This window comes from Methyloversatilis discipulorum (assembly GCF_018780585.1).
GTDB classification, from domain to species: Bacteria; Pseudomonadota; Gammaproteobacteria; order Burkholderiales; family Rhodocyclaceae; genus Methyloversatilis; species Methyloversatilis discipulorum_B.
In genome coordinates this window covers 1-22,836 of sequence record NZ_JADMJL010000062.1, presented here as the reverse complement: position 1 = coordinate 22,836, position 22,836 = coordinate 1, and the positions used below count along the sequence as shown (strand labels likewise).

Below are 22,836 nucleotides of genomic sequence, written 5' to 3'. Positions count from 1 at the left end.
ACCTTTCGACCCAACCGCTCACGGTGCTTGACTCGGATAACAGTATCTACAGGGAGACGTGCCCGATCGGCGGCCGGAGCGACGATTTTGTAGGAGGGGTCTTCTGACCCCGACAGCGGCGGTGGTCAGTGCGCGCCGCCGGATCAGGGCCCGGTCGGCAACATCGGCTGCCTCCCACAGCGGTCCCTCGCACATTCCTGTGCGGACAACTGTGGGAGCGAGCTTGCTCGCGATTGCGGCCGTCATGGGAGATCACCGGCATCCGTGCGGCCGGCTCACATCCTTTCGGACATCACTGCCTTCATCCACTCGATGAAGGCCTTCACCCGCAGCGGCAGATGGCGGCGGTTGGCATAGACCAGACTGATCGGCAAGGACGGGGCACGGTAGTCGGGCAGGATTTCGACCAGCGTATCGTCGTTCAGATAGCGGCCGACGCGCGGCGCCTGGATGATCCCGAATCCGGCGCGGCAGGCTTCGCGGTAGGCGTCGGAGTTGTTGACCGTGATGACGCCCTGCATCGGTACCGTCAGCACTTCGCCACTGTCCGGCGACACATACTCGAAGCCGGACGGACGCGTGCCCAGCGTCTGCGCGTAATGGACCAGCCGGTGCATCGACAGGTCGGCCAGCGTGCGCGGCGTGCCGTGCTGTTCAAGGTAGGCAAGGCTGGCGCAGTTGAACTGTTCGAAGCACCCGAGCGGCACCGCGATCAGGCTGTGGTCGCCGACCGCGCCCACGCGCAGCACGCAGTCGAAGCCCTCGCGCACCAGATCGACCCGCCGGTCGGTGCTGCTCACCTCGATTTCCAGCTGCGGGTGACGCGCCAGGAATTCCGGCAGGCGTGGAATGACCAGATCGCGCGCGAACGCGAGCGGCAGATCGACGCGCAGCCGGCCCCGAAGATCCGCCTGTCCGCCGGCGGCAAACAGCGCATTCAGTTCGTCGAAGTCGGCAATCAGGTCGCGACAGCGCTCGTAATAGGCCTGGCCGTCCTGGGTGAGCTGCACCTTGCGCGTGGTGCGATGAAACAGTCTCGTACCGAGCGCGCTCTCCAGCTGCTGCACCGCATTCGACACCGTCGATTTGAGCAGTCCCAGGTTCTCGGCGGTGGCGGTGAAGCTGCCCAGTTCGGCGACCCGGGAATAGATGCGCATCGCTTCGATCTGGTCCATGAGCAGCCTTATTGTCCAAATATTATGAACAGAATAACAAAGCTGGCCGCGTTTATCTCAACAAAACAGATCAATAGACTGCATCCGTGCTGGCGACCTACCCGTCGCACACCTTCAGACCTCGCTACCAGGAGATATCCATGAGCACGAACGCAGACCGCAAGATCGCCCTCATCACCGGCAGCAGCCGTGGCCTCGGCCGCAACATGGCACTGCACCTCGCCCGCCAGGGCGTGGATGTCGTGATCACCTACCGCAGCCATCGCGGCGAGGCGGAAGCCGCTGCCAGCGAGGTGATCGCAGAAGGCGCCCGTGCCCTCGTGCTGCAACTCGACGTCGCCGACAGCGCAGGCTTCGCCGGCTTTGCCGACGCGCTGAAGTCGGCGCTCGGCCAGCAGTGGCAACGCGACGCCTTCGACTATCTGGTGAACAACGCCGGCATCGGCATCCATGCCGCGTTCGCAGACACCACCGAAGCGCAGTTCGACGAACTGTTCCGCATCCACCTGAAAGCGCCCTTCTTCCTGACCCAGGCGCTGCTGCCGCTGATCGCCGACGGCGGCCGCATCCTGAACGTGTCCTCAGGCCTGGCCCGCTTCAGCCTGCCCGGCTTCGCCGCCTACGCCGCGATGAAGGGCGGCGTCGAAGTGCTGACGCGCTACATGGCGCGTGAGCTGGGCGCGCGCCGCATTGCCGTGAACACGCTGGCACCGGGCGCCATCGAAACCGACTTTGCCGGCGGCATGGTGCGCGACACCCCGCAGATGAACAGCGCCATCGCCGACCAGACCGCCCTCGGCCGCGTCGGCCTCCCCGACGACATCGGCGCCGCCGTCGCCGCCCTGCTGTCGGACGGCGGGCGCTGGATCAACGGTCAGCGGATCGAGGTAGCGGGCGGCATTTACCTCTGATCCGGCCGGCGCCGAGGACCGAACGGGACGATCTCGCCACTCGCGCGACGAGCCCGGTCGGTCCCCGGTACGTGAAGCCGTAGACCGCGTAGATGGCAGATGCATGTTCCGGTACAGTGATCAAAAACCGGACGGCATCAAGGGGTGAGGTTTTTTACATTCATTTAATACTGTATGAATGAACAGTCGAAATATCCAGAACGACGCCGCGACGCGCGTTTCCGTCCGCTCACACCTGCCCGTTTATCCGGCACCGGCCATAGTTGTGGCGCAAAACTGCGCCAGAAAACAAAGTTAGAACCCAAACACTCATGAATGAAGTCGCGATTAAGTCAGCAGATACCGCCGCGAAGCTTATATTCTCAAATATAGAGGGAGACTACTTTACCGCCTCCTTTGAAAGTCCAGAGTTGCGGACGTCTAGAAGAGTTTGGGGTTACACCGACTGCGAATTTTTAGTGAATCTCTTCGAGTACATGGCAAAGGAATGGAAGGGCTGGGAGGGCGAGCAAACGTGGACTTCTATTGAAGGCGAGTTTGGGCTTTCCTGTAGTTCGGACCGGCAAGGCCACGTGAGAATCAAACTTTTCTTTGTTCAATTCGAAGGTATGGAGCCCTGGAAAGCAGAGCCTACCTTGAACCTCGAAGCTGGTCTAATGGACGAGATTGCAAAGAATATGCATAAGTTCTTTCTTGGCTAAATGGCTTCTAACACGTCGTTCAACCCGGACGCGCGCAACGACGGCGCGCGCCGGTTAACTCTGCGTTGAGGCTGTAGAAAACCCCTCCCCACCCTCACCCGTTCACATGCCGTTGTTATGATTCCGCATCACCTCTCCTAGTGTTATAGGGGACAGACCTCATTTATGCCACGGCCCAAGAAGTCTTCGACGCGGACACGCAGCGACAGATATCTAGCCCATCCCCTCGCGCATAGGACTTGGCTTTGTCACTGAACGAAATAGTCCGACGGCTTTCGCAGCTTCTGCTTGATTGGAAGCTAGACCAGAGGACGCTGATCTATGTCTTCCTCGCACTTCTCGTCGGATTCGCCATCGGCCGAATAAGAAGCAATCGAGGATCGGCCACACCTTCATTTCAGAATCGTGGCGAAGTACTGCTGTCCCGCTTTGTGCTATCGAACTTTTCTCCACCCGATTACCATCTGATGAATCACATCACTCTCCGGGTGAATGGCAGAACCACTCAGATTGATCACATCCTTGTCTCCAGGTTTGGCGTCTTCGTTATCGAGACGAAGGATTACAAGGGATGGCTTTTCGCCAATGAAGATCAGGCAAAGTGGACCCAGGTACTGTTCCATTGGAGGTTTAGGTTTCAGAACCCGATAGTTAAGAATCGCTGGCACGTCTTGGCGGTGCAACAGCTACTTGATTTCTTGCCTCCCGACGCCATCACGTCGGCTGTTGTCTTCGCCGGCGATGCCCAGTTCAAGACTGCAATCCCCCGCGGAGTATTTCGAATTCCCGAGTTTATCGGGTACGTGCGTGGGCACTCCGATGAAGTGATGTCGATCAATCGGGTGCAGTTCTGTGTGGGTCGGCTTGAGACTGAGCGCCTTGCGGTCACTCGCAAGACCGACGTGGAACACATTCAAAGTCTCAGAAAGAAGTATGACGATGACGACTAACCCCTACGAGCTGAAAGGCCGACGCGCAACATTAAGGGATCCTGCCCGCATTGCTCTGTAGGCCTATCCTGCGAACGTCATAGGAGACGGGCCCCGTTTTCTCATCCTCTCGCGATCAGTTCCCCATGCCCCTCGGAGAAATCGCCAGCGAAGTCCTCAGCAGCGCCTTCCGCTTCGTTGGACAGGTTCTGATCGACCTCGTCGCGGAAGTCATCGTCAAAGGGCCGGGCTATCTCATCTGCCGGCTGTTCAGCAAGGACGTCGATCCGGACGGCATGCGCGTCGCGGTTGTCGGCATCCTGTTCTGGATAACGCTCGCGACGGCCGCGTGGGCAGCTTGGGGAGAGATTTCTGCATCGGCCGATATGGACCGGTGCCTGGATGCCGGCGGTAAATATGACGATCAGCTCAGGCAATGCCGCTTCAAGTAAGGGACTGCGACGCGCCGCGAGAAGCCGGAACTTCCTGAGCGACATCCCCGCGGCACGCTGCGACCGGGCGTGTCCTTCCTCGTCCGACGCACGTTTCCGGCTCCAGTAGGAAAAGGGCTGGCGGGACACACGCCCCGCCAGCCCCTCTTCACTGCGACACGCCCCGGAATCAGTCGCGTGCGCGACGACGGGCAGCAGCACCGATCAGGCCGAGGCCGGCGATCAGCATTGCGTAGGTTTCGGGTTCGGGCACGGCGGCGATCGAGAAGTTGTCGAGCTGCAGCTGGCTGCTCGCCGTGTAGTCGAGCACGTCGACCACGCCGACGCCCAGCGTGACCGAGCCGCTGCCGGTGAACACGTATTCGAAGGTCGACCATCCGGTATGGGCGGCGTAAGGCGCGTTGCCAGACGGGGTGGCCGAGGCGGCGGTGCCCAGATCGATGCGCTGGCCGCCGATCACGACGAAGGCGTAGTCCAGACCGAAACCCGTTTCGGCGGTATCGACAGTCGACAGCATCCAGTCGAAGCGCAGGCGATCGCCGGCGGTCACGCTGAAGGTGCGCACCAGCGCCGAGCCTTCGGTGGCCTGCGACAGCGCGTCGCCGTCGAGTGCGCCCAGCGGCAGGCTCAGGCCCTGTTCCAGGCCATCGGGCATGCCGACGGCCAGCGGATCGTGGCCCGACAGGTTCAGCGCGAGACCGATGTCGTCTTCGAAGGTCGCGCTGGCGGTGGTCAGTGCGACCGTGCCATTGACGAGGGTGACATCGCCCAGCGCCGTCCAGCCGGACAGGCCGGTGTCGAAGGTATCGCTGAAGGTGGCGGCGGAGGCAAACGGCGCTGCAAATGACAGTGCGAGCGCGGGGATCAGTGCTTTCAGTTTCATGATTCAGTCCTTGGTCAGTCGGTATGTCGGGCGGGCCCGCGGTGGCAACCGGGTGGCCCGCCCTCTTTCAGCTCAGTGCAGTGCGTTACGTGCGCGGGTCACTCAGTAGGCGAAGTTCGCGGCCGCGGCGGCCTGGGCGGCACTGATGCCGCGCAGCACGACCAGGTTGCGGAAGGCGCCGGCACCGGCGTCGACCTGCACGACCGCGCCGGCGGCGCTGTCGATCACGCGCACCCGGCCATCGGCCAGTGCGTCGGCACCGGCGTAGCCGACCGAAGCGAGCACGCCGCGCAGGTTCAGCCTGTCCTCACCGGGCACGAAGTCGGTGATGGTGTCGACGCCGTCGCGCAGCGAGCGATAGACGAAGGTGTCGGCGCCGCCCTTGCCGGTGATGGTGTCAGCCGCGGCGTTGCCGACGATGAGGTCGTCGCCGTCGGTGCCGGTGATGGCCTGACGGCCGCCGGTGCCGCTGACGCGGGTCTTGCGCGCGGTGAGCCACTGCTCCGGCGTCAGTGCGCCTTCGGTGATGCGCACTTCGTTGATGCAGCCGAGGAAGCCGTTGGCGCTGCCGCCGGCCGTGGCGTGACCGCCGATCAGCCAGGGCGTGCCGGCAAAGCCGGCCACGCCGTCGGCCGCCTGCACGTTGCGCAGCACCGGCGCACCGGCCACGTACATCGTGGTGTCACGGCTGACCGGGTCATTCACGATGGCGACGTGCTGCCAGGTATCCAGCATGATTTCGCCAGACCAGTTGGTCTTCGAGTTGTACGTGTTCTCGGTCAGGTAGGCGCACGACTTGGCGGTGCCGGAGATCGGATCGCCGAACACCGCGTTGCTGCACTGGATGCTGCCGGTCGCGGTGCGCGTGTTGAAGCGGCCGTTGGCGCCGTAGCGCACCTGCGCCGTGCCCGGGAAGGAGCAGGTCTGGTTTTCGCTGGCGCAGCTCACCCATGCGGCGCCGCCGGTGAAGATGGTGGGCTCCCACTGGAATTCGCGCAGGTTGGACACCGCGAACTGCAGCGTGGACGACCCCTTCCAGCCGCCGAGGAAGCCCTGCAGGTCGCCGCGCGTACCGAAGCGCGACATCACGGTCATCCACTGGTTGCGGGCGGCGGTCCAGTCCTTCGAGAACTTGACGATCGCTTCGACGGTGTAGCCCTTGCGCAGCATGTCGTCGTTCAGCGGCGCGCCCTGCAGCGTCTGGAAGAAGCTCTGGCGCACACCCTGGTTCGAGTTGCCATCGAAACACACGCTGCCCTTCGCCGCCGACAGTGCGTGGTGGTCGTCCGACCACTTCGCATCTTCGATCAGCGCGCCACGTTCGAGCGGCACACGCACCAGCGGATTGCGACCCGTCATGTCTTCGACGCGACCGCCGTCGGCCACCGGCGTACCCGGCGTGCCGGTGAAGCGCCAGTGGGCCAGCGTGTTCGGGGCGCGCGCGTAGTCGTCGGCGTCGAAAGGCTCGACAGGCACGGTCGGCTCGATGTCGTCGTACTCGGCCAGGATGAGTTCGCGCACGGTCTCGACCAGCGGCTCCTCGCGGTTGTCCTGACCGGCGGCGAACTGCGGGTTGAAGCGGCGGAAGCGCTCGGCGAAATTCATCGGAATCGAGAACTCATTGTTCTCGTCGGTCAGCACCGCGACGTCGAACTGGTTCAGCGTGTTCTGCGGCTTCTGCGGCACCCAGGGCGAGAAGGACAGGGCCTTGATCTGGTTGGCGCCGAGATCGAACTCGTACACGCGCATATAGCCGTTGCCGCCCTGATAGGCCATCTGGTAATCGACGACGAACTGCTCGACCTTGTTGCCGAAGTCATTCACGCGCGTGGTGCGTGCGGCACCGTGGTTGTGACCGTTGATCACCATGAAGATCTGGTCGTTGTCGCGGATCAGGCGTTCCCACAGCAGTTCGCTGTAGGGCGTCTGCCTGGCGGTCTTGCCGTCGCTCTCGATGGCGAGCGCATCGTGCGTGGTGACGATGACGGGCAGCGTCGGGTTGGCGCGCATCACTTCGCGCGCCCAGGCGAAACCGGCGTCGGACACGCGCCACGACAGTGCCAGCACCATGAAGCGCTGACCCTGCGCCTCGAACACGTGGTACTCGTGAAAGCCGCTCGCGTCGCGACCGCCGAAGGTGGCGTTCTGCTGCGCACGGGTGGTCGGGAACCAGCGCAGATAGGGCTCGTTCGCCAGATTGCGCTGCGCGTCGGTGCAGTCGCTCTGGCTGCCGTTGTAGCCGCAGCCATTGGTGACGTCGTGGTTGCCGGCCAGGATGGAATACGGCAGGCCGGCCTGTTCCAGCACCTTCATCGCATTGTCGGCCACGCCCCACTGTGCGGGTTTGTCCTGCTGGTCGACGACGTCGCCCAGATGCACGACGAACGGAATGCCGAGCGCGCGCGCATGCTGCGCCAGCCATTGCGTCTGCGCCATATAGGGTTCGCTGCCGTAGCGGTTCGAGAACTGGCTGCCTTCGGCAGGTGTCGCGTAGCGCGAATAGAACTGGGTATCCGGCAGGACGGCGAGGCCGAAGCTGGACAGCGCGTGGGCAGGCCCGCCCAGCGTCAGCAGGCCGGCCGAGACCAGCGCCGACACGGTGAGTTTCAACGTTGACATGAGTGCTCCAGGAATCTGTTTTTGGGGATGCGGTTGGCGTCGGGCTAGGCCGCTAAACGATTCTCAAAAGCACGGATGACTATGCAATGACTCGGTGGCGCGCGATGGCTAGGCCGATCGGCTCATCGGTATGCCCGCGGCGTAGATGAGGTTCGGCTGAGATCCGCGCCGGACGGCGGAACTGCGCCGCGGAGCGTCGCATCGTTCAGGACGAGCGCGGCGCGTGTCACGGCGACAACTGTGCGCATCGGGAGATCGACACAGTCGTTCGATCCGGAGGTGCCGGTGCTCGACTTGCCGGCCGAGGACCTGTCGCAGCGGACACCGCGTTCGAGCCGGCAAGCGGAGTTGGACACCGGCTACGCGCCCTCGCGGCCAGGAGTCGCTCCGCCGAAAAGCCCTCCCGGCCGGGCGTCCCGAACCGCGGCTCCGTCGGCGCGAGCGTGCTCGCGCCTGCGCTGCATCGAAGACTGCAACCCGCCCAGCGGACGACGGCGCAACTCGCCGGCAACCCTGCCTCTGTATCGTTGAGCGCTGCCCGACGCGGCCGCTTCGCTTGCTACGCTCCTGCCGCTCTGCCCACGCATGGAATGCGGGCCGTCTCTGCGCACCGTCAGCTCAGACCAGTGCGTTCGACGAATGGAATGCGAGTTGTTATCATTTGTAAAGTATTTTTAAGATTGTGTACCGAGTCGATACCTGACGACCCGCCCTCCGACCTTGCGGACACGTTCCGCGCACGTTTCCAAGCCCATCCATCCGACATAGGAGTAACGAATGCAAAGCACGCTCTGCGGCCTTCGCCCGCCGACCCGGCCCATCCGCAAGACGACGGTGGCGCTCGCCGTCGCGGCCGTGATGCAGGCCCCGCTGGCTGCCCATGCAGAGAGCATTCTCTTGCCACGCATCGACATCATTGCCGGTGGCGAGAATGCGATCGAGCAACAACCCGGCTCGGTCAGCATCGTCGGCCCCACCCAGATCGAGCAGATCCAGCCGCTGTCGACCGAAGACGCACTGCGCACGGTGCCCGGCGTGCACATCAAGGGTGAAGAGGAAAGCGGCATCGTGGCCAACATCGGCATTCGCGGCCTGAGCGCGGCCGACTACAAGTCGCTCATCCTTGAAGATGGCGTTCCGGTCGCACCGGGCCTGTTCGTCGGCAACGGCCGCTACTACAACCCGCGCATCCAGCGCATGTCGGAAATCGAGGTGCTCAAGGGCGCAGCGGCACTGCGCTATGGCCCCAACACCATCGGCGGCGTCGTCAACTACAAGACGAAGGACCCGATCGACGGCTTTGCGATTTCCGGGCGGGTCGGTTCGCACCAGTACCGGGAAACCAATGTGGAGGCCGGTACCCAGACGCCGTCGGGCGAAGCCAAGGTGGGCCTGTTCTACACCCGCGCCGAGAGCGACGGTTTCCAGAACAAGGGCTTCGACATGGAAGACCTGATGCTGAAGGGCGGCATGCAGCTGGGTGACAAGCAGTGGCTGGGCGCCAAGTTCACCTATCACAAGAACGACGCCAACATTTCCTACCGCGGTCTGTTCCTGGGCGAGTACAAGGCCGGCGCGAAGTACAACCCGGCACCGGACGACTACTTCCTGACCGAGCGCAAGTCCTTCGATCTGAATCACCTGTGGGAAATCAGCCCGGACGTGTCGCTCAGCACGCTCGTCTACTGGAGCGAAATGAACCGCGACTACTGGCGTTTTGCGGTCAATAACGCCGCCTCGCTCGCTGCCGGGCGCTGGGTCTACACCGATAACGTCGCGGGCAACAACCGCTCGTTCGAGCGCGTCGGCCTGGATTCCCGTCTCACGGTCAATCACAGCATTTTCGGCATCGGCAATCAGGCCGAAATCGGCATCCGCATCATGGACGAGGAAATGGTCGATCAGCAGATCAACGCCACCCGCGCCAACCCGCGCAGCGGAACGATCTCGACCGACCGCGTGGACTCGGCCGTGAGCTACGCCCTGTTCGTCCAGAACCGCTTCGACGTGACCGACCGTCTTTCGATCACGCCGGGTCTGCGCATCGAGAACTACGAACAGAAGCGGCGCGACCGCCGAAACAGCGCCAACGACGGGAAAAGTTCCAATACGGAATACCTCCCGGGCGTCGGTGCGACCTACAGGCTGACCGACGAGGCTCAGCTGTACGGCAGCGTCTACAAGGCCTTTTCGCCACCGCTCAACAGTCAGTCCATCGTGACCGGCGTCGATCAGCAGCTGGACGCGGAGCGGTCGAACAACATCGAGGTGGGCGTGCGTGGCCGCAGCGGCCGGGCGCGCTACGAAGTCACCGCCTTCCAGATGGACTTCGACAACCAGATCACGCCGGCCATCAGCGGCGGGCTGACCAACGCCAACGCCGGCAGCACGATGCATCGCGGCATGGAAGCGGCCTTCGGTTACGCATGGGCCAGCGGCATCAGCCTCGACGCGAACATGACCTGGATTCCGACGGCGGACTACCGCGAGGACCGCGGCGGCGGCATCCTGCGCGGCAATCGCCTGCCCTACTCGCCCGAATGGCTGGCAAACGTGACGCTGGCCTACACGCAAGGCCCGCTGCGGACCGCCCTCATCGGTCGCTACGTCGACGAGCAGTACGGCGACGGCGACAACAGCGAGCCGATCACCGGCAGCGGCAACGCGATCTGGAAAGGCAAGCTGGACAGCTACTACACCTTCGACCTCACGGCGAGCTACGACGTGAACAAGCAGTTCAGGGTGTTCGGCGCGATCAAGAACCTCACCGACGAGCGTTACATCGCGAGTCTGCGCCAGGGCATCTACGCCGGGCCGGAGCGCTTCTTCGAACTCGGTGCCCGGTACGCCTTCTGATCGCCCGTCAGCGACCTAGACCGGACGGCGCAGCAGGTTCGCAGCCGCGACCTGCTGCCCTCATGCGCTACGGGAAGGCCGGTCGCCCTCGGCAGAGGGCCGCTGCGCCTGCCCGGCCCGCATGCCGGCCGGAGAGGTGATTCTGCGGTGGGCCATGCCGGCCGCAGCGTAACCCGTCACGGCGTCACGCCGTCGAGCAGCACATCCCTCGCTCTGCTGATCCGGACAAACTGTTCGTGGCTGCCGCCCACGTCCGGGTGCGCTTTCTGCGCCAGCCGGCGGAAGGCGGCCTTGATCCGGGCCGGATCGAGCGCCCCGTCGAGCGGCAGGTTCAGCGCCTCGCGATGCGGCCGGTCGTCGGCGGGCATCGGGCGCCCGTTCCAGCCTCCACCGTCGTTGAAGCGTGCCTGTTCCGCCGCCATACGCGCCTGCGCCTCACGGCGCCTTTCATAGGCGTGCCGGCGCAAACCGGCCTGATCTTCCTGCCAGCGCTGGCGCGACATGACGATGCATGCGGCGAAGTCGATGCGGCCGCGGGTTTCCAGTTCGTCGAGACTGAACGGCCCGACCATGTCGAAGGGCCGGGCCAGCCAGGCCGTCCGGCCTCCTCCGGCATCCACTTCGATGCGACCGGTGGCCGCCGTCATGAGCAGCCCGGCCGCGCCGTTCCAGATGACCCACTCGTCCGCATCGACAGCTCGGGCGTCATCGTGCATGGGCGACCTCCGGCCATCCTTCGGTCAGGCAGCGGAATGCCGATGCAATGACTGCATCGGCACGGCACTCACCGATGCTCGCTGAGCGTGCAGGGCGGATTGGAGCAAACATGACGGAATTGGCCGGTCTGGCGCTTCTCGAGGGCGACTCCGTGGCAGAAGCAAATCGCACACCACGACCGGCCGGGAAGGACCGCGACTTCGCCGCCCTTCCCGACTCAGTGGCCCTGCGTCAGGCCTTCAGGGCCTGCTGCCGGCGGCGCGCCATCACCGCGATGGCGCCAAGGCCGGCGATCATCATCGCGTAGGTCTCGGGCTCGGGAACGGCCGCGACCGGGCTGGTCAGCGCGAAGCCGAGCTGGGCACCGGCGAGATTCGGAATGCCGAGAAAGCTGTTCAGCGCGGCTCCGGCGGTGTCCGACAGGAACAGGTTGAGGCCGCTCAGCGTGAACAGCGGAACGTCGTTCAGCACGGTGCTGCCCACCGTCACCTGACCGAAGATGGTGTCCTGTGCCAGCGTGGTGTCGATCAGGAAATTCTCGAGATCGACATCGACGCCGCTGCGCGACAGACGCAGGCCGCTGCCGACATGCTCGATCTTGGCGTTGGACAGATCCGGGTCGAGAAAACCGCCGGTGATCGGGAACAGTCCGACCGCGTTGCCCGAGGCGTCGAAACTGAGCGAACCGGTGCCCAGGGCGCTGACACCGACACCGGCGCCGACCAGCGTGGGGGTCGCGGTCAGTACGGTGACGGTGGGGCCGATCGGCGAGACCGGAGTGTTGGCGGATGCGGACAGCGGCGCGGCGGCGAGAGCCGCGAGCGCGGCGGAGACTGCAAGCTTCTTCATCATGGGACTGACGCTCCTGTGGATAGATGGATTGGATTCCGGCGGTGCCGGTGTTGTTGTCTATCCTCCCTGCACATCCGGCCGTCAGCGTCGAAGACCGGGCGCGACTTCGTGAGCGCACGAAGCGTTCCGTAGAGCCGGGCGCTCGCGCTCCGGTTCCCGTGCCGGACGCGCTGTCGGAATTCGCCTACAGCGGTGGCGCGGCGGCCAGGAACAAGCCCGGTGTCGCGGCCTCGGCGTGACTGCGCGACAATGCGGGCCGCGTGCTGCTCCCCCTGAACTGCGCCCCTGCGCCGGACCACGAACCCACCATGACCATCGCCGAACTCTGCATCCTGATCGCCTGCCTGCTGCCCATCGTCTGCGCCTGGATCGCCAAGCAGAAGGGCTTCGGCAAACCGCGCCGCGAGGGCGGATTCGACAATCACAACCCGCGGCAGTGGCTGGCCACGCTGCAGGGTTTGCCGGCGCGGGCGCATGCGGCGCAGATGAACAGCTTCGAGGCGCTGCCCATCTTCATCGCAGGCGTGCTGGTCGCCCAGCGCATGCAGGCCGCGCAGGGCACGATAGACGGCCTGGCCGTGGCCTTCATCGCCGCGCGCGTCGCCTATATCGGTGCCTATCTGGCCGATCGCGCGAACCTGCGTTCGCTGCTGTGGGTGCTCGGACTGGGCTGCTGCATCGCGCTGTTCTTCATCGGATAGCGAGCGGTGTCTCGCGGCAGAGTGCTCAAGGCCGCCCAGCGCCGACTTGCTGAACACACCCGGACCGAGCGGCACCTGCAGCACCGCGGACCGGGCACCGACCTCAGGCCGTGACGCCGTAACGTGCAGCCGGCACATTGGTCGACAGCTGCGGCCTCATCGCCTGCCGCGCCGACTCGTAGCGCTCCCACAGATCGAGTGCGTGCAGCGGCGGAATGGTGATCAGCTCGCCGCGGTCGAAGCCCACCAGTGCGGCATCGACCAGATCGTCCGCACGCATGACGATTTCGCTCGGCAGGTGCTCGACCGGCAGACCGCCGGTGGCCCAGAAATCGGTCGCGGTCGCACCCGGCAGCACGGCCTGCACGCGGACGCCCGTGTCGGCCAGCTCGTGTTGCAAGGACTGGGTCAGTGCGGTCACATAGGCCTTGCTCGCGCCATACACGCCGTTCAGCGTCTCCGGCGCGATGCCGACGACGGACGAAATGTTGATGATGGCGCCGCGGGCGCGGGCGACGAAGCCGGGTACGGCGGCGTAGGTGAGGCGGGTGAGCGCGGTCACGTTGAGATCGATCATGCGCTCCATGTCGTCGACATTGCTTTCCAGCAGCGGCGTGTGGGTGCCGACGCCGGCATTGTTCACCAGCAGCGTGATGCTTGCGTCCTGGCGCAGCGTCTGTTCGACCTCGCGCAGGCCCGTGCGGTCGTTCAGATCGGCGACGATCACTTCGACCACGCGCTGCGTGTCGCGGGTGATACGTCCGGCCAGCGCGTTGAGCCGCTCGCGATTGCGGGCGACCAGAATGAGGTCGTAGCCACGACGCGCGAGGCGGTCGGCATAGAGGGCGCCAATGCCGGACGAAGCGCCGGTGACGAGGGCAGTGCCTTGATGGATGCGGGACATGACGGTTCTCCTGTGTGGTGTGAAGGTGAGGTCATGCTAGGGCCGCTTGTGAATGTCTCAAATGACGTTTATGGTTATATTTTAAGACACCACCTGAAAACGGCCATGCACCACATCGGATTCGTACTGACCGAAGGCTTCCAGCTCATGTCGCTGGCCACCCAGGCCGTGTTCGAGTTCGCCAACATCGTGACCGGCAAGCCGTTCTATGCGCTGGAGAACTACTCGGTCACCGGCGGCAACGTGCGTTCGTCCGGCGGGCTGCAGGTGGCGACCCGCGCACTCGATGCGGACAGCCGCGCCGACACCTGGATGCTGTCAGGCGTCATCAACCCGCTCGACCAGCCTGTGCCGGCAGCGCTGCGCGACTTCGTGCGCGGCGCCGGCCGTCACGCACGGCGCGTCGCCGGCGTGTGCACCGGCGCCTTCATGCTGGCCGAGGCCGGCCTGCTCGACGGCCGGCGCGCCACCACGCACTGGGCCTTCGCGCGCGAGATGCAGAAGCGCTTTCCGGACATCCGGATGGAGGACGACCGCATCTTCGTCATCGACGGTCCGGTATGGACCTCGGCCGGCATGACCGCCGGCCTCGATCTGGCGTTGGCCATGGTCGAAAAGGACCTGGGCGAGGAGGTGGCGCGCTCGGTGGCGCACAAGCTGGTGATGCACCAGCGCCGTTCCGGCGGCCAGACCCAGCACTCGGAAATGCTCGATCTGGCGCCCAAGTCCGACCGCATCCAGAGCGCGCTCGACTACGCGCGCCGTAACCTGAACCGCCCTCTTTCGGTCGAGGAACTGGCCGAGGCGGTGCATCTGAGCCCGCGCCAGTTCAGCCGCGTATTCACGGCAGAAACCGGTCAGTCGCCAGCGAAGGCGGTCGAAGGCCTGCGGCTGGAGGCAGCACGCCTGATGATCGAACAGAGCCGTCACCCGCTGGACGTGATCGCGCGCGAAACCGGTTTCCGCGACCGTCGCCACATGCGCGAGGCCTTCATGCGCGGTTTCGGCGTGCCGCCGGCTGCGGTGCGACGAGGCACGCGCGCAGCAGCCTGAGCGCGCAGCGGCGCCGTCTCATTCGAATTCGATCACGATCTTGCCGCGCGCCTCGCCCGAACGCAGCCGCGCATGCGCGGCCTCAACGTCGTCCAGCGTGAAGCGGCGGTCGTCTCGCCGCACGCGCAGTTCGCCGGCCGCGGCCATGCGCGCCGCCTCGGCGAGGATGGCGCCGTGGTGGGCGCGGCCCTTTCCGGTCAGCAGCGGCAGCAGCGTGAACACGCCCGAATAGGTGGCCGCGCGGAAGGACAGTGGCGCCAGCGCGTGCGTGCCCCAACCCAGGCAGCTCACCACGTGTCCGCCATAGGTACGCACTGCCGCGAACGAGGCATCCAGCGTCGCCCCGCCTACGGTGTCATAAACGATGTCGAACCCTTCACCTGCCGTGTGTTCATCCACATAGTCGGCGACCGCACCGTGGCGGTAGTCGATGGGCACGGCACCCAGGCGCCGCATCGCTTCCATGTCACGTGCCGACACCGTTGCATGGACGCGCGCGCCGCGCGCAACGGCGATCTGCACCGCCACGTGACCAACGCCGCCCGCACCGCCATGAATCAGCACGCGGTCATCCCGCTTCACCCGGGCGCGGTCAACCAGCCCCTCCCACGCGGTGATGAAGACCAGCGGCAGCGCGGCCGCGTCCGCCATCGACAGCGCCGCCGGCTTGAGCGCCAGCAGATCGGCGTCGACCGCCTGATATTCGGCCAGTGTGCCGGGCACGCCGCCGACGCCGCCGGTCATGCCGAACACGGCATCGCCCGGGCGGAAGCGCGTCACGCCCTCACCCACGGCCAGCACGGTGCCCGCCATGTCCATGCCCAGAACGGCCGCCAGCGGATGTCGCGCATGGGCCGCCTTGCCGGCGCGTATCTTCGTGTCGAGCGGATTGACGCCGCTGGCGGCGATCTTCACCAGCACCTGGCCGGGCGCCGGCTGCGGCCGCGGCTGCTGGCGACGAACAAAGGGGCCATCAATGGTCTCGACGGTGAGAACCTGCATGGTGGGGGTGTGGGCGTACATGGCGCTCGCTCCGCAGTCGTTGAAGGAGACCCATTCTTTTCCATGCACCTATGCATGTAAATTCAATAAAATGAACATCCTCCATTCAGAATTGCATGGGCTGTAGCCGACATGGAGTGGAGCGACCTCAAGATATTCCTCGCCATCGTCCGGGCCGGAACGCTGGGTGGCGCCGCGCGCCTGACCGGGCAGACGCAGCCCACGATGGGCCGGCGCCTGCGGGCGTTAGAAGCCGCCATCGGCCACACGCTGTTCCAGCGCACGAGCGACGGTCTGGTGCTCACCGATGCCGGGTCAACGGTGCTGAGTCATGCGGTACGGGTGGAAGAGGACATGCTCGCACTGGAACGCGCGCTGGCCGGTCGCGCTGGCGTGCTGGAGGGCCTGCTGCGGATCTCGTCGTCGGACTGGTTCGGCGCGCACGTGCTGAGCCCGCTCATCGCCACCTTCCGCCAGATACACCCGGGCGTTTCGGTCGAACTGGTCACCGACAGCCGGCTGTTCAACCTGGCCCGACGGGAGGCCGATCTGGTGTTCCGCATCACGCCCTTCGACGAGCCCGACATCGTGCAGCGCCGACTGATGCGCCTCGACTACGCGGTCTATACCGCACCACAGGTGCCGGAACCGGTGGCCGGTGATGGATCCGGCTGCACCCTCATCACGATGGACAGCGCGTTCGCCGACATTCCCGACGCGCAGTGGCTGCGCCGGTTGCTGCCCCGCGCCCGCGTCGGTTTCGCCAGCAACAGCCGCGAAGCACAGGCCACACAATGCAGTGCCGGCGCCGGTGTGGCGGTGCTGCCCTGTCTGCTCGGCGACCGCATGCCGCAGCTTCGCCGCATCGACCTGGGCGAAACGCCACCGGGTCGCGAGGTCTTCGTCGGCTATCACCGCGACCTGCGCCACCTCGCGCGACTGCGCGCCTTCATCGATCACGTGTTCGCGCGGGCAGGCAACGAGGACAGCGCGTACTGAGTGGCGTCGCCGTTCAGCGCCGGCGTCCGCGCCCAGGCACCGGCGCCGGCTTGTCCGGCAGGCCGAGTGCCGCACGCGACAGGCGGTCGGCGTCGCGATTGCGGTGGCGCGGCACCCATTTCAGCTCGACCGCGTCGAAGCGCGCCAGTACGGCGTCGATGTCCTGCAGCCGGGTGCGCAGGACGTCAACCGAGGTCTGCTGTTCGCCTTTCAGGTGGCGCACGACGAAATCGCTGTCGCCGGTGACGAGCACCTGGCGGGCGCCTTCGGCGTAAGCGAGGTTCAGTGCCAGGCTCAGCGCCTCCAGTTCGGCTTCGTTGCTGCAGCCGTGGCGGCTGCCCGGCTGCGACAGCTCGATGCGCCGGCCGTCGGGTGCGACGATGAGCGCACCGAGCCCGAGCCGGCCCGGGTTGGGCAGCGCGCATCCGTCGAACCACAGTTGCCAGCAGTCTGCATCGGCTTGCCCGGCGTGCGGGTCGGGGGGTGAGGACACGGTGTGGCGGGGCAGTGCAAAGCCCGATGTTGCCACGTGCGGCGCAGGTCCATGCAGCTGCGTGGCGACCGGGCCGGCTTCCCCTATAATCCGCCCTCCCCCAACCGGCCGGATGCCGGAATTCTGGAGACGCACATGGGCTTTCTCGCCGGCAAGAAAATTCTGATCACCGGACTGCTGTCCAACCGTTCGATCGCCTACGGCATCGCCCAGGCCTGTCACCGTGAAGGCGCTGAACTGGCCTTCACCTACGTGAGCGACCGCTTCATCGACCGCGTGGCCAAGATGGCCGCGGAGTTCGGTTCCGACATCGTGCTGCCCTGTGACGTCAGTGACGACGCGCAGATCACCGGCCTGTTCGACGAACTGGCGAAGAAGTGGGACGGGCTGGACGGCCTGGTGCACTCGATCGCTTTCGCTCCGGGCGAAGCGCTGGACGGCGACTTTCTCGACGGTCTGTCGCGCGAGGCGTTCCGCACCGCGCACGAAGTGAGCGCCTACAGCTTCCCGGCGCTGGCCAAGGCCGCGCGCCCGATGATGCAGGGCCGCAATGGCTCGGTGCTGACGCTGTCCTACCTGGGCGCGGTGCGCGCACTGCCCAACTACAACGTGATGGGTCTGGCCAAGGCCAGCCTGGAGGCGTCGGTGCGCTACCTCGCGGCCAGCCTCGGCCCGCAGGGCATCCGTGCCAACGCGGTGTCGGCGGGTCCGATCAAGACGCTGGCCGCCTCCGGCATCGGCAACTTCGGCAAGCTGCTGGCTTACAACGAAAAGAACGCGCCGCTGCGCCGCAACGTGACCATCCAGGAAGTCGGCAACGTCGCCGCCTTCCTGCTGTCCGACCTCGCCAGCGGCGTGACCGGCGAAGTCACCTATGTAGACGCCGGCTTCAGCCAGACTGCGCTGACCGCGGTGGATTGATCCGTTCGCTGCGGCCGGACGGCCGCAGCGTCACATCCCGCCTGTATCCTTCTTGCATCCGGGGGCAATCGCCCCCATGTTAGACCGGGTCAAACCGGTCACTGGAGGCAGGAAATGCGCAAGTTGTGGATGTCTTTGCTCGCTCTTCTCACCGTCACGCTGCTGTCCGGCTGCGGCTACAACACGCTGCAGTCGGGTGACGAACAGGTCAAGGCCGCCTGGGCCGAGGTGCTGAACCAGTACCAGCGCCGTGCCGACCTGATTCCCAATCTCGTCAATACCGTCAAGGGTTTCGCCGAGCAGGAGAAGGAAGTGCTCACCCGCGTGACCGAAGCGCGCTCGCGCGTCGGCGCCATCCAGGCGACACCGGAACTGCTGAACGATCCGCAGGCCTTCGAACGATTCCAGGCCGCCCAGGGTGAACTGTCGGGCGCGCTGTCGCGCCTGCTGGTGGTGACCGAGAACTACCCGGATCTGAAGTCGGACGCCAATTTCCGCGACCTGCAGGCGCAGCTCGAAGGCACCGAGAACCGCATCGCCGTCGCCCGCAACCGCTACATCAAGGCGGTGCAGGACTACAACGTGACGGTGCGCTCCTTCCCCACCAACCTGACCGCGATGATGTTCGGCCATCAGGTGAAGCCGGGTTTCACGGTCGAGAACGAGGCGGCAATATCGCGTCCGCCCACGGTCGATTTCGGCGGTGCGGCACCGAAGCCGGCGCAGTAAATAGATGAACTGGATGCGCGCCCTGCGCGCCGGCCTCGGCGCGCTGCTCCTCGTCGCCACCAGCGCCTTCGCGCAGCTCGCGGTGCCGCCGGTCGCCCGTGTGAGCGACCAGACGGCGACGCTGAGCGGCGCCGACATCGCCGCGCTGGAGCGTACGCTGCAGGACTTCGAACAGCGCAAGGGGAGCCAGATCGCGGTGCTGGTCGTGCCGACGACGGCGCCGGAGACGGTCGAGCAGTACGCACTGCGCGTGGCCGAAACCTGGAAGCTCGGGCGCAAGGGCGTCGATGACGGCGCCCTGCTGCTGGTGGCCAAGGACGACCGCGCGCTGCGCATCGAGGTCGGCTACGGGCTGGAGGGCGCGCTGACCGACATCACGGCCAAGCGCATCGTGTCCGACGTGATCGTGCCCTACTTCCGCCAGGGCGATTTCGCCGGCGGCATCCGCGCCGGCGTGGATCGCATGATCGGCGTCATCGACGGCGAACCGCTGCCCGAACCGTCGCGCGCCGCGGCGGGCGGTGAAGGCGGTATCGAACAGTACGCGCCCATGCTTTTCATCGTTGCACTCGGCCTCGGCGGCGTCCTGCGCGCCATGCTGGGTCGGTTGCCGGGCGCGCTGGCGACCGGCGGTGTGGTCGGCTTCATCGCCTGGATCGTGGTCGGGCTGCTGCCGATCGCCCTTGTCGCCGGCGTCGTCGCACTGTTGATCACGCTGTTCGGCGGCGGTCGCGGCATCGGTGGATTCGGTGGCGGCGGTGGTTTCGGTCACGGCGGCGGAGGCGGCTTCGGCGGCGGTGGCGGTGGATTCGGTGGCGGCGGCGCCTCGGGACGGTGGTGACATGATCGGACGTTTCTTCAGACACCTGTTCGCCCTGCCCTGGGCGCTGCGCCGCGCGTTGCCGGCGCGTACGCTGGAGGCGATCGAGCTGGCGATCGAGGCAAGCGAAGCGCGCCATGCCGGCGAACTGCGCTTCGTCGTCGAGAACGCACTGCATCCGCTCGCCGTGCTGCGCGGCCAGAGCGGGCGCGAGCGCGCGATCGAGGTGTTCTCGGCACTGCGTGTGTGGGACACCGAACACAACAGCGGCGTGCTCATCTATCTGCTGATGGCGGATCACGATATCGAAATCGTGGTCGACCGCGGCGTGCGCGCCCGCGTGCCGGACGCACATTGGGCGGCCTTGTGCACCGAACTGGAAGCGCGTTTCCGCCGCGGCGAGTTTCACGACGGCGCGCTGCATTGCGTGCAGGCGATCACCGCGACGCTGGCGCAGCACTTTCCGGGCGCTGGCACAAAGAAGAACGAACTGCCGGACCGCGTACTTGTCCTGTAAGGTCCGGGGCCGCAGCCTGAGGGCCCCTGCGCGGAGAGCGTCTTGCTGAAGTTTTTCGAAACACGGATCGATCCCTACCCCGCCGGCCAGCCGCCGACGCCACCGCACGACCTGTTCGCCTTCCTCTGGTCATGCACGCTGGGCATGCGCGGCTACATTGCGGTGATGACGCTGTGCACCGCGCTGATCGGCGTGTTCGAGGCGCTGCTGTTCGCCATGCTGGGCGACATCGTTGACTGGCTCGGCAAGATCGAGCCGGCCCGTCTGTGGGTGCAGGAGGGCGACACGCTGCTGCTGCTCGCCGGCATCCTGATCGCCAGCCCGCTGGTGATCGCGCTGCAGACCCTGATCAAGCACCAGGCGCTGGCCGGCAGTTTTCCGATGCGGCTGCGCTGGAATTTCCACCGCCACATGCTCGGCCAGAGCATGAGCTTCTACCAGGACGAATTCGCCGGCCGCGTCGCTGCCAAGGTGATGCAGACCGCGCTGGCGGTGCGCGACACCTGGATGATCGTGGCCGACATCCTGGTGTTCATCATCATCTACTTCGTCACCATGGTGACCGTGGTAGGCGGCTTCGATCTCACGCTGCTGCTGCCCTTCGGCGGCTGGCTCGCCCTGTACGTGTGCGCGATGGTGTATTTCGTGCCGCGGCTGGGCAAGGTGGCACAGTCGCAGGCCGACGCGCGCTCGCTGATGACCGGTCGCATCACCGACGCCTACACCAATATCGCGACGGTGAAGCTGTTCTCGCACACCGACCGCGAATCGGATTACGCACGCGAGGCGATGCGCGAGTTCATGCGCCCGGTCAACGCGCAGTTCCGGCTGGTCACCGGCTTCGAGGTGGTGAACCACATTCTGAGCATGGCGCTGATCGCCTCGACCGCCGGCATGACCCTGTGGCTGTGGATGCAGGGTCAGGTCGGTGTCGGCGCGGTGGCGGCCGCAACGGCGATGGCGCTGCGGCTGAACGGCATTTCACACTGGGTCATGTGGGAACTGGCGTCACTGTTCGAACAGGTGGGCACCGTGCGCGACGGCATCAATACGCTGTCGCGCGCGCAATCGGTGGTGGACCGGCCCGATGCGCAGCCGCTGCACGTGACGCGCGGCGACATCCGCATCGAGGACGTCACCTTCAACTACGAAAAGCCGCGCAACCAGGACGGCGGCGCGGTCATCGACCGGCTGACGCTGCACATCCGCCCGGGCGAAAAGATTGGTGTGGTCGGCCGCTCGGGTGCCGGCAAGACTACGCTGATCAACCTGCTGCTGCGCTTCCACGACCTGCCGTCCGGCCGCATCCTGATTGACGGGCAGGACATCGCGAGCGCCACCCAGGACAGCCTCCGCGCGCAGATCGGCATGGTGACCCAGGACACCTCGCTGCTGCACCGCTCGGTGCGCGACAACATCCTGTACGGCCGGCCAGACGCGACCGACGCCGACATGATCGCAGCCGCCAGGCGCGCCGAGGCGCACGACTTCATCATGGGTCTGGTCGACCCGAAGGGCCGCCGCGGTTACGACGCCCATGTCGGCGAGCGCGGCGTCAAACTGTCCGGCGGTCAGCGCCAGCGCATCGCGATCGCCCGCGTGATGCTGAAGGACGCGCCCATCCTGCTGCTCGACGAAGCGACCAGCGCGCTCGACTCCGAGGTCGAGGCGGCCATCCAGACCAGCCTTTACCGTCTGATGGAGGGCAAGACCGTGGTGGCGATCGCCCACCGGCTGTCCACCATCGCAGCGATGGACAGACTGATCGTGATGGACCGCGGTCGCGTCGTCGAAGAAGGCGACCACCGCAGCCTGCTGGCCTGCGGCGGGCTTTACGCCCGGCTGTGGGCGCACCAGAGCGGCGGTTTCCTCGGGGCCGAGGTGGACGCCGCGGTGGTCGAAGACCCGGCGCAGCCGGTCGAAGTCTGAATCAGGCGGCGCGGCGGTCAGCGAAGGCGATCACCTCGGCCCGCCGACGCCGCTCGATGCGCGGCGGCACCGCCTGCAGCGTCGCACCGTCGTTGTCCGCATTGCCGCCTGCCGCCTGCCATGCGACGGCCGCGGAGAGCTGGGTTTCCCACGAGATGAGGTAGAACTGCCCGTGCTCGATCAGTTCGAGCGGCGGGATGAATTCGGATTCGAGTGCGTTCGGCAGAAACGGCAGATCGGCGATACGTGACATGGACCATCCCCTTCGTTGTGGATGTCTGAACTCCAACAATGCAAGCAGCATGACACGGTTGCTTGACGGAAAGATTTCAGTCTAGGAAGTCGACGCGGGGATTTCCTGTCGCAGTGCAACGAAAACATCGATCGCGGGAACCGGTCCCGGGACTGCGCGCTGCCGGCTGCAGATCCGGGGCACTCCCTGTGGGGCGCGGCCTTGGCCGCGACGCGGCCTCTGCTGTCCGCGGGCTTCGATCAAGGCAGCTGTCGGGGTCAGAAGACCCCTCCCACAGAACCCGGTTCCGCCCGCAGGTCGCGCGCGCCCCCTGTGGGAGCGGCCTTGGCCGCGACGCGGCCTCTGCTGTCCGCGGGCTTCGCGTCAGGCCGCCATCGCGAGCAAGCTCGCTTGTATGTTCTGCCCTGGCAAGCGTAGGAA

Annotated in this window: 22 protein-coding genes; 13 read left to right on the top strand and 9 right to left on the bottom strand. The window is 65.8% G+C overall.

The genetic code is table 11. The annotated features are described in order from the left end of the window. Positions 1-275 precede the first annotated feature (275 nt). Positions 276-1,175: a LysR family transcriptional regulator gene (locus IV112_RS20410; protein ID WP_304006833.1), complete on the bottom strand. Its 900-nt coding sequence runs from the start codon at positions 1,173-1,175 to the stop codon at positions 276-278. Positions 1,176-1,315: 140 nt separating this feature from the next. Between IV112_RS20410 and IV112_RS20405 the strand changes: the two genes are divergently transcribed. The 4 genes from IV112_RS20405 (at position 1,316) to IV112_RS20390 (ending at position 4,168) form a co-directional block, all read left to right on the top strand. Continuing rightward, positions 1,316-2,086, top strand: a complete 771-nt coding sequence (locus IV112_RS20405) for an SDR family NAD(P)-dependent oxidoreductase (protein ID WP_304006831.1) — start codon at positions 1,316-1,318, stop codon at positions 2,084-2,086. Positions 2,087-2,397: 311 nt separating this feature from the next. Continuing rightward, positions 2,398-2,787 carry a DUF6228 family protein gene (locus tag IV112_RS20400; RefSeq protein WP_304006829.1) on the top strand — a complete coding sequence of 130 codons (390 nt, stop codon included), beginning with the start codon at positions 2,398-2,400 and terminating at the stop codon, positions 2,785-2,787. A 245-nt stretch (positions 2,788-3,032) separates the two neighbouring features. Continuing rightward, positions 3,033-3,737 (top strand): nuclease-related domain-containing protein, encoded by a 705-nt coding sequence (locus tag IV112_RS20395; RefSeq protein ID WP_304006828.1) that lies wholly within the window; start codon positions 3,033-3,035, stop codon positions 3,735-3,737. Positions 3,738-3,862: 125 nt separating this feature from the next. Continuing rightward, a complete protein-coding gene (locus tag IV112_RS20390; RefSeq protein WP_304006825.1) occupies positions 3,863-4,168 on the top strand; it encodes a hypothetical protein in 306 nt (101 codons plus the stop codon). A 169-nt stretch (positions 4,169-4,337) separates the two neighbouring features. Here IV112_RS20390 and IV112_RS20385 read toward each other — a convergent pair whose 3' ends face one another. Together IV112_RS20385 and IV112_RS20380 are read right to left on the bottom strand one after the other, a co-directional pair. Further along, complete coding sequence (locus IV112_RS20385) at positions 4,338-5,051, bottom strand: PEPxxWA-CTERM sorting domain-containing protein (RefSeq protein ID WP_304006823.1); 714 nt, start codon at positions 5,049-5,051, stop codon at positions 4,338-4,340. A gap of 102 nt (positions 5,052-5,153) precedes the next feature. Further along, a complete protein-coding gene (locus IV112_RS20380) occupies positions 5,154-7,670 on the bottom strand; it encodes a LamG-like jellyroll fold domain-containing protein (RefSeq protein WP_304006821.1) in 2,517 nt (838 codons plus the stop codon). Between the two features lie 777 nt (positions 7,671-8,447). Here IV112_RS20380 and IV112_RS20375 point away from each other — a divergent pair. Further along, the gene (locus IV112_RS20375) at positions 8,448-10,526 is read left to right on the top strand and encodes a TonB-dependent receptor family protein (RefSeq protein WP_304006819.1); all 2,079 of its coding nucleotides are present in this window, start codon (positions 8,448-8,450) and stop codon (positions 10,524-10,526) included. Positions 10,527-10,702: 176 nt separating this feature from the next. Here IV112_RS20375 and IV112_RS20370 read toward each other — a convergent pair whose 3' ends face one another. Together IV112_RS20370 and IV112_RS20365 are read right to left on the bottom strand one after the other, a co-directional pair. Beyond that, positions 10,703-11,242, bottom strand: a complete 540-nt coding sequence (locus IV112_RS20370; RefSeq protein WP_304006818.1) for a DnaJ domain-containing protein — start codon at positions 11,240-11,242, stop codon at positions 10,703-10,705. 232 nt (positions 11,243-11,474) lie between these two features. Then, positions 11,475-12,095, bottom strand: a complete 621-nt coding sequence (locus tag IV112_RS20365) for a PEP-CTERM sorting domain-containing protein (protein WP_304006817.1) — start codon at positions 12,093-12,095, stop codon at positions 11,475-11,477. A gap of 308 nt (positions 12,096-12,403) precedes the next feature. Here IV112_RS20365 and IV112_RS20360 point away from each other — a divergent pair, with 308 nt between their 5' ends. Further along, on the top strand, positions 12,404-12,796 hold the full coding sequence (locus IV112_RS20360) for an MAPEG family protein (RefSeq protein ID WP_304006816.1): 393 nt from the start codon (positions 12,404-12,406) through the stop codon (positions 12,794-12,796). 103 nt (positions 12,797-12,899) lie between these two features. Here IV112_RS20360 and IV112_RS20355 read toward each other — a convergent pair whose 3' ends face one another. Next, positions 12,900-13,700 (bottom strand): SDR family NAD(P)-dependent oxidoreductase, encoded by an 801-nt coding sequence (locus IV112_RS20355; protein ID WP_304006815.1) that lies wholly within the window; start codon positions 13,698-13,700, stop codon positions 12,900-12,902. A gap of 105 nt (positions 13,701-13,805) precedes the next feature. Between IV112_RS20355 and IV112_RS20350 the strand changes: the two genes are divergently transcribed. Continuing rightward, positions 13,806-14,753 carry a GlxA family transcriptional regulator gene (locus tag IV112_RS20350; RefSeq protein WP_304006813.1) on the top strand — a complete coding sequence of 316 codons (948 nt, stop codon included), beginning with the start codon at positions 13,806-13,808 and terminating at the stop codon, positions 14,751-14,753. Positions 14,754-14,771: 18 nt separating this feature from the next. Here IV112_RS20350 and IV112_RS20345 read toward each other — a convergent pair whose 3' ends face one another. Beyond that, a complete protein-coding gene (locus tag IV112_RS20345) occupies positions 14,772-15,776 on the bottom strand; it encodes a zinc-dependent alcohol dehydrogenase family protein (RefSeq protein WP_304006811.1) in 1,005 nt (334 codons plus the stop codon). Positions 15,777-15,887: 111 nt separating this feature from the next. Here IV112_RS20345 and IV112_RS20340 point away from each other — a divergent pair, with 111 nt between their 5' ends. Then, positions 15,888-16,754 carry a LysR family transcriptional regulator gene (locus IV112_RS20340; protein ID WP_304006809.1) on the top strand — a complete coding sequence of 289 codons (867 nt, stop codon included), beginning with the start codon at positions 15,888-15,890 and terminating at the stop codon, positions 16,752-16,754. A gap of 13 nt (positions 16,755-16,767) precedes the next feature. On the opposite strand, the gene IV112_RS20335 is transcribed toward IV112_RS20340, so the two are convergent. Beyond that, the gene (locus IV112_RS20335; protein WP_304006808.1) at positions 16,768-17,247 is read right to left on the bottom strand and encodes a ribonuclease HI family protein; all 480 of its coding nucleotides are present in this window, start codon (positions 17,245-17,247) and stop codon (positions 16,768-16,770) included. A 135-nt stretch (positions 17,248-17,382) separates the two neighbouring features. Here IV112_RS20335 and fabI point away from each other — a divergent pair, with 135 nt between their 5' ends. The 5 genes from fabI to IV112_RS20310 all read left to right on the top strand — a co-directional run bounded on the left by fabI (position 17,383) and on the right by IV112_RS20310 (position 22,163). Then, positions 17,383-18,168, top strand: coding sequence for an enoyl-ACP reductase FabI (gene fabI / locus IV112_RS20330; RefSeq protein ID WP_304006806.1), 786 nt, complete (start codon positions 17,383-17,385; stop codon positions 18,166-18,168). Positions 18,169-18,282: 114 nt separating this feature from the next. Continuing rightward, complete coding sequence (locus IV112_RS20325) at positions 18,283-18,897, top strand: LemA family protein (protein WP_304006804.1); 615 nt, start codon at positions 18,283-18,285, stop codon at positions 18,895-18,897. 4 nt (positions 18,898-18,901) lie between these two features. Then, entirely contained in the window at positions 18,902-19,738 is an 837-nt protein-coding gene (locus IV112_RS20320; protein WP_304006802.1) for a TPM domain-containing protein, read from the top strand. 1 nt (position 19,739) lies between these two features. Continuing rightward, on the top strand, positions 19,740-20,234 hold the full coding sequence (locus IV112_RS20315; protein WP_304006799.1) for a TPM domain-containing protein: 495 nt from the start codon (positions 19,740-19,742) through the stop codon (positions 20,232-20,234). Positions 20,235-20,276: 42 nt separating this feature from the next. Further along, on the top strand, positions 20,277-22,163 hold the full coding sequence (locus IV112_RS20310; protein WP_304006797.1) for an ABC transporter ATP-binding protein: 1,887 nt from the start codon (positions 20,277-20,279) through the stop codon (positions 22,161-22,163). Position 22,164: 1 nt separating this feature from the next. On the opposite strand, the gene IV112_RS20305 is transcribed toward IV112_RS20310, so the two are convergent. Further along, positions 22,165-22,416, bottom strand: coding sequence for a hypothetical protein (locus IV112_RS20305; RefSeq protein WP_304006795.1), 252 nt, complete (start codon positions 22,414-22,416; stop codon positions 22,165-22,167). Positions 22,417-22,836 lie beyond the last annotated feature (420 nt).